The sequence below is a fragment of the Arcticibacterium sp. genome, from assembly GCF_055134445.1.
In genome coordinates, this window is record NZ_JBSRVI010000054.1 from 23095 (window position 1) to 29840 (window position 6746).

Below are 6746 nucleotides of genomic sequence, written 5' to 3' on the forward strand. Positions count from 1 at the left end.
TTCATGGAGTATCGATTATTAAGCTATTGATTTTGGTCGTTTAATTATTATCTAATGTAGCCATGTTCTAAGTTGAGAATCGAATTGCGATCGTCAAATTGATTATTAAATATTTTATTGAAGCTGTATGCCAAACCAATTTGAACTCGGTGTTGACTAGTTCCTAACAATTTTTCCAAACTCCCATTATTCACAGTGTATCGGTATTGAAAAAGCACATCAAAATTATTTCCAATGCGATAAAACAAATTTCCAATAGCTAAAAGCTGTTCTGGGGTATTAGTAGTTTCAGTAAATGATTTATAGCCCCCACCAATACTAAGCTGAAAGTTTGGTCGTTCTAACTTTCTATTGAGGTAACGCAACATACCAAAAACCGCTGTACTTCTGCTTCTTGTGTATGTTGAGTAATCACTTATTTCTGAAATATCCCTAAACCCGTTATTATAAATTGTCTGAACCTTTAGATCAATAAAATGAACCGGATCAGGCTTAATATTAATTTTGGCATAACCAATCAAATTTTTCAAAACTTCATCAGAAGTGGAATTATTAATTGTCCTATTTACTATAAAATTATTTGAGCTGAACCCAATCTCTGATAAAAAATTTCTATCCCAAACTTGGCTTTCAGGCACCTTATAGATAACAGAACCTCCAATTCCGTTTATAGCAAAATCATTAGGGTCTTCAAAATCTTGATAATTTTCGCCATGCACAGTTATATATAATCGATTAGCGATTATTCGTGTATATTCAATCACATTAGCATATTGATTGTCTTCTGTATTCAATCCATTTGAAAAGGGATTAAGTACATAATTGTACAGTAAGGCATCATCATCTCGGATGGTTGAAAATTGACCTAAAATAGTTTGCGTCGTAGAACGACCGATCTTAATAATATTTTTTTTATTTTCTAATTTAACCATTACTTGGTTATAAAAAACCTGTCCCAATCCACTATTTGCGTCAGGAAATGAAAGACCCAATACCATTTGCCCTCTCCAGCCATTATATAGTTTTTGTTTTGCCCCAATCATAAAGTAAGAATCAGAAAAATCACTTAATACTTGATCTCCTTCATTTAAAACCGGAATCGCTAACTGAGATTTTCCTTTATTAAAATAAGCATTTCCGGTAGCAACCGTTTTCATTCCAATTTCAATCTCAGGCGTTAAATCTTCTCCACCATTCTGAGCCAATGCCGGCAAAACAAGCAGCATTGTAATTGCTATTATCAATCTATTCTTCATAATTGAGTTATTATCTTGTTTATTTATTCGTCTAGTGCAATCTTTGGTAATTTATCATCTCCAAATAGCATTTTCTTCATATCATCATCCATTAGCATCTCATTTTTAAACATCTTATTTCCGCTATGTTTACTAATAATTAACTCATCCGCAGGTAGGTCTTCATAAACCATAGCTAATAAATTGCCTCCAGGATACATCCCATTATTAGTTACTTTTCTTGTATCGTGATCATGGAAAGTCCAAATTCCACGATTATTGCCTTCTATAATTATATCAAAGGTCTTTCCAGGTGTTAGCGGTACTGTATTTCTTTGCCAAGGATTTTCTAAGGCGATTCCATCATCAGCAACCATCCAAAAATCATGACCATGCAAATGTAAATGATGCGTTTCAGCACCGGCATTAATTAACCTTACTCTAATTTTTTCGCCAGACTTAATGAATAAGTAAGGTGTTTCAGGATATGACTTGCCATTGACTGTAAACCAATCTGCTTTTGGCAAATCTGCAGGTGCTTTCCTGCTTAATGCGTAGGGTGGTTTCCATCCATTTTCTAAAGACTTTTTAAGTTGGTCAGAATTATTAAACACAGCCCAACGCTCTGCATCAAACCGTCCATTTTTCATGAGGTAACTTCTCTCCTTCATTCGCTCCAACATTTTATTCATTTCGTTTCGAATATAATTCACATCGTGAGATGAATAGATAAGTGTATATTCTCTTTCATAAGGGAATCTCTCTTTAATGGAGTCTTCAGGGTCTTCAACAATTATACTCCCAAACATTCCTGCCTGCATGTGCATTACTGTTCCCCAATGGCAATGATAAAAATGAGTGCCAACAGGCTTTGCTTCAAATTCATAAACAAACTCATTATTTGGCATTACCGGCAGTTGACTTACAAATGGAACACCATCCATTCTCCAAGGGACATAGATGCCATGCCAATGTATAGTATGGTTAATATCAGTCTTGTTAATAAATTTAACCCTTACTTTGTCTCCCTTCTGCACTCTAATTTCAGGTCCGGGTATAGAATCATTAAATGCTAATGTATGATATTGAAAACCAGGTGCAGGTTCATGAATCTTTATATCTATATACAATTCAAATTCTTTCCACTCTCCATTTTGCTTAAATGCTAATGGTTCAGGCTGCTTTTCGGCAGCTATTTTTTTTGATTCGCTTGATAGTAGATTCCCGGGAAAAAATACCATACCGGCAGCACTTAAAGCCCCTGTTGCTATAAAATCTCTTCTTTTCATCTTTTCTTTTTTATTTTTTTGGAAGTGTAGCATTATAAAATCCGGCAATACAAGCCCCAATTAACCAGCTTAATATAAACGTTTGCACAATACCAATACCCGCTTCCCAAAGGGGAACATCCATTCGTATGATAGTTGAAACATCTAAACCATGTAGTAAACTGTTAAAGAAATCAACCGTGCCGCTATGACCAACGGTTATCATCAATAGCATGCAACCGGCATATAGAAGTGTTCCTGTTAAACCAAAGGCTAATCCGAATTTTCTAACATTAATGGGAGTGTTCATGGCTATTTTGTTTTTTAGTTTCTGAATTTTCATTTTTATGGTTTTGCCCGTGCCCTCCATGATGCGGCATTAATAAATGACAAGCGAACATGGCGATAATAAAGATGAACAGACCCCAATTACTACTCAGCCCCAATGCGGGTGCAAAAAAAATAAGCAGCAAAGGGATTGAGCATCCAATAATCATCCAAATCATTTGTTTTCCCATTATATTATAGTTTACAATTCATTCTATTATTCTTTAAAGCATCTTCTGAGGCAGGCAATCCCGAAATCTTCATCGCATAAACAATAATATATTCCATTTCCTTCTCGCTGTCTTTCCAATATCCCTGCTCGCTTCATTATATCCAAGTGCCTTGAAGTACTTGCTTGTTCTAGCTTTAATGTCTCATAAATGGTTTTCACTTTAAGCCTTTTCGTTCCGCAGTTGCATAGCAAGTTAAAAATTGAAAGTCTGACCGGATGACCAATGGCTTTAAACTTTTCTGCTAAGCTTTCAAAACTATATTGAGTTTCCGCCATGATTGAGTAGTCAAGAGGTAAATTCTTAATTTATTAATGAATTTCTAAATTCCTCTTTCTTTCAAGATATTCCTGAGTAGTATACTCTCCAGAAGCATACTTTCTTTTTAATAAATCTAAAGCTGATTCTTTCTTTTTACGTTGTCCAGGAATATCCTCCGGAATGGCAAAAATCCAAAACAGTAATACTACCCAAATGATCCACCATATAAGGTGCATACCCCAAAAATGATAACCTTCATGAAAAAAGTGCATAATGATTGATTTTATGCAGGAAAGTTTCTTCCCTGCTGATTAATTTATTTTTTTTCGTGTATTGTGTAATTTCCAACTTCCCTAAGTATTTGTTGCAAATAATTTGTCTCTATCTTTTCTTTCATTTTTATAGCAGTTGCCCCTAAAGAATTCGATGAAATTTCTACCTTATCTATTAATGGATGTGATTCAAGTATTTCTTTGACTTTCATGATACACCCTCCACCACTTATTCCATCAATTTGATAGTTTTTTTTCATTACAATGTTTATAATTATTGCCGGTCAGAACAATTGTAATTCGTGGCAAGTTGTCAATTATTTTTATTGATTAAAACCTTTTTGCGCTCTTCAAATTCTTGTGAATCTATCACTCCCGCTGCAAGTCTTTTTTTAAGAATATCAATAGGTGCATTCTTTTTTCTTTGCCAGGGGATATCATCGGGAATGGCAAAAACCCAAAATATAATTACTACCCAAATAATCCACCAGAATAGGTGCATTCCTCCAAAATGATAACCTTCATAAAAGTGCATAATGTCTATTTTTAATACTATACAAGTATATGACTATGTAAATAGATGGCTTTGTCATTTGTTGTATTTTACTTGTCCAATCTCAACTCCTATATTCATTATAATACAATGAAACATTTAATGTGTATGAAAAGAATGTAACTAAATAAAAAAAGTATACCAATACAAAAAAAACGAAAGCTTGTACTAGTATACTTTTAAGAAATTAATAAACTAAATTATTGCTAAGGTATTTTTCAATTCCTCCTTTTTAGTACGGATTGTATAATCTCTATTTTTAGATCTCCAGTTATTTGTTGGAAGTAATTATCCAACTTTAAGTCTTCGGGATTTACATAAAAATTCATGTTTAAAATACAAGAATAAAATTCTCCAAAAATATGCTCTAAATGCCCTCTTCCAACAATTGCTAGCTCATCATTTTTATCTTTCAAAAATCCATTTAACTCAAAGTCTTGAGGTGGATGTTTTACCGTTCTAATTTGGTCAATTCCAAGCCTGCCATTTAATTCTACTTTATTATATTTTAGCTTTCTCAACGCAGTATCAATGGAGTCTATTCCTGTTCGTAAACTCGACCTGTCTAAAAGTAACTTGAAGGTCGCATTGTCATAATTTAAAATAACAATTAATTCTTTACTAACCGCAGTTAATATAGAGTCGTTTATCACTAAGGTGATATGAATTAGCCCATTATCTGTTCCATATACTTCTTGTGCATTAGTATTTAAACTAAAGATTGTAAAGAATAAAACTAGTGCAACTTTTGTCAATTTATTTTTCATTCTTATTCAGTTGAATATTAAATTTAACCTCATCAAATTTTATCCAGAGGAACTCTTGTCCCAACTTCAAGATTTTTATACTCTTTAAGTGTCATTTCTGTTTCTTTCTTAAATTGCTTAGATAGTGCTGAAAGGCTCTGATATCCTACAGAATAGGCGATTTCACTAAAACTCAATTGCCCCTCTTCTAGTAGTTCTTTAGTTCTCTCTATCTTTAGGATTACTTGATAGCGATCTATGCTCATTCCTACACTCTCGTGAAAGTTTTTACTAATTAGATTGTAGCTTTTATTTAGTTTCCGCTCTAAATAATTAGAAAGTTTTTCTTCATGAAAAGTGTTCCAGACATAGTATATTACCCATTTTTTTATCTGCTCAGATAGAATAAGCCTCGGATCTTTAATTATCTCAAAATCGTTTTCGCAAATAGAGTCTATTATTTTGGTTCTTGAAATTAATTTTGAATCATACTTAATTACTATTCGCCCCAATTGTATCTCAAGAATCTCTGCACCGGTATTCCTCAACTCAATAGTTAAGACCTTTACACAACGACTACAGATCATTCCTTTTATTTTAAATTCTTCTACTTTCATAATTTATAAGTTGAGAGTTTATAAAACAATGTAATAACTTTATCTTTTCTAGTTTAGACAATATAATATCAGTATGAATCACCAATTAGAATTTTAATAGTCTCTGAGGATTTACTATTTTGTTAATTTAAATTTAATTGTACTTTTCGAAAAGTTTAATCATTAATCTAAAACTAATATATCCCTCATTGCGTTGGGTAGGAATTAATTGAATCCCCCCACCAACACAATAAGAAAAAAAACTACAGTTACTCTTAAAATTTCATTAGTCAGCATTTAGGATTTCTTTTACAGACCCACATTTTGACATTTCCAAACCTAGGTAAGGGTTGTGAATTTCTTTATCATTTGAAAGCCAATAAGCTCCCTCGTTATTGTTTGCCATAGGACAAAACGTAATGTATATTTCTCCTTTAGAGATGTCATTATCCTTAATTACTTTCGTCATTTCAGCACTTAACGTAACAAAAATGTCTCGTTGCTCTTTAAGTGATTTTGTAGCTGAAAGTTTTTTAGCTTCTTGCTGTGCAACACCTGCACCTTGAACTCCTTCTAATAGTTCATAAAGTTGTGAAGATCTTTTTTTTGCATCGATAGCATTATCAGCGGCCAACGCCTCATTGATCTGGGTATAAGAATTATAGGCGATAGTTAGTTGCTCATTTTTAAAAGTTGGACCTATTTTATGCTCACTACTATGTTCCATTTCTTGCTTTTGATGGCTCGAATGGTCATGTTGTGCATAAATACTTGAGCCAGATAGTAGGGCAGAAAGTACGATGAGTGTTTGTTTGATTTTTACTGTTTTTTTCATGGTGTATTTATTAAAAGGTTTAAAATTGAATGATTGAAATTATTCAGCATGAAGCTGGGAGTTACTATGTTGATAATTAATATGTCTAAGTGTCTTTTGAAAAGAGTTTATGGATTTAAGAGGCTATTAATATATAGGGTGAGTTCTTCTCTTTCCGACTTTGATAAAGCAGCCTCTTTGTGAATTATCAAATAGGAGGGAAGTGGCATTTTCTCGTCTTTAACCTGATTTACAATTGAATTCAATTTTAGATTTTTCATTCGTGACGAATAACTATTGAATTCAGAAAAGTTAAGTTCAGACAACCCTTCATCAATGTGGCTCTGTAAAAACATACCAACTGGCTGAATATAGCTGTACCAAGGGTAACTGGTATTGTTACTATGACAGTTGTAACAGGAGGTTTCTAAAATACTTTTTACC

11 protein-coding genes are annotated in these 6746 nt (G+C 33.0%); all 11 read right to left on the bottom strand.

Features of this window, described 5'->3' with window-relative positions; genetic code table 11:
• Positions 1-47: 47 nt before the first annotated feature.
• The gene (locus ACTBZY_RS07625) at positions 48-1256 is read right to left on the bottom strand and encodes a hypothetical protein (RefSeq protein ID WP_463025594.1); all 1209 of its coding nucleotides are present in this window, start codon (positions 1254-1256) and stop codon (positions 48-50) included.
• Between the two features lie 23 nt (positions 1257-1279).
• Positions 1280-2524: a multicopper oxidase family protein gene (locus ACTBZY_RS07630; RefSeq protein ID WP_463025595.1), complete on the bottom strand. Its 1245-nt coding sequence runs from the start codon at positions 2522-2524 to the stop codon at positions 1280-1282.
• Positions 2525-2534: 10 nt separating this feature from the next.
• On the bottom strand, positions 2535-2846 hold the full coding sequence (locus tag ACTBZY_RS07635) for a DUF5676 family membrane protein (protein ID WP_463045742.1): 312 nt from the start codon (positions 2844-2846) through the stop codon (positions 2535-2537).
• 201 nt (positions 2847-3047) lie between these two features.
• Positions 3048-3338 (bottom strand): ArsR/SmtB family transcription factor, encoded by a 291-nt coding sequence (locus ACTBZY_RS07640; RefSeq protein WP_463025597.1) that lies wholly within the window; start codon positions 3336-3338, stop codon positions 3048-3050.
• A 33-nt stretch (positions 3339-3371) separates the two neighbouring features.
• Positions 3372-3593 carry an SHOCT domain-containing protein gene (locus ACTBZY_RS07645; RefSeq protein ID WP_463025598.1) on the bottom strand — a complete coding sequence of 74 codons (222 nt, stop codon included), beginning with the start codon at positions 3591-3593 and terminating at the stop codon, positions 3372-3374.
• A gap of 44 nt (positions 3594-3637) precedes the next feature.
• Positions 3638-3853: a copper resistance protein CopZ gene (locus ACTBZY_RS07650; protein ID WP_463025599.1), complete on the bottom strand. Its 216-nt coding sequence runs from the start codon at positions 3851-3853 to the stop codon at positions 3638-3640.
• 53 nt (positions 3854-3906) lie between these two features.
• Positions 3907-4128 carry an SHOCT domain-containing protein gene (locus ACTBZY_RS07655; protein WP_463025600.1) on the bottom strand — a complete coding sequence of 74 codons (222 nt, stop codon included), beginning with the start codon at positions 4126-4128 and terminating at the stop codon, positions 3907-3909.
• Positions 4129-4364: 236 nt separating this feature from the next.
• Positions 4365-4913 carry a hypothetical protein gene (locus tag ACTBZY_RS07660; RefSeq protein WP_463025601.1) on the bottom strand — a complete coding sequence of 183 codons (549 nt, stop codon included), beginning with the start codon at positions 4911-4913 and terminating at the stop codon, positions 4365-4367.
• Between the two features lie 32 nt (positions 4914-4945).
• Positions 4946-5509, bottom strand: coding sequence for an AraC family transcriptional regulator (locus ACTBZY_RS07665; RefSeq protein ID WP_463025602.1), 564 nt, complete (start codon positions 5507-5509; stop codon positions 4946-4948).
• 265 nt (positions 5510-5774) lie between these two features.
• Positions 5775-6323, bottom strand: coding sequence for a DUF3347 domain-containing protein (locus ACTBZY_RS07670; protein ID WP_463025603.1), 549 nt, complete (start codon positions 6321-6323; stop codon positions 5775-5777).
• 107 nt (positions 6324-6430) lie between these two features.
• Positions 6431-6746, bottom strand: a 316-nt coding sequence (locus ACTBZY_RS07675; RefSeq protein ID WP_463045743.1) for a heme-binding domain-containing protein, incomplete at its 5' end; no start/stop codon positions are given.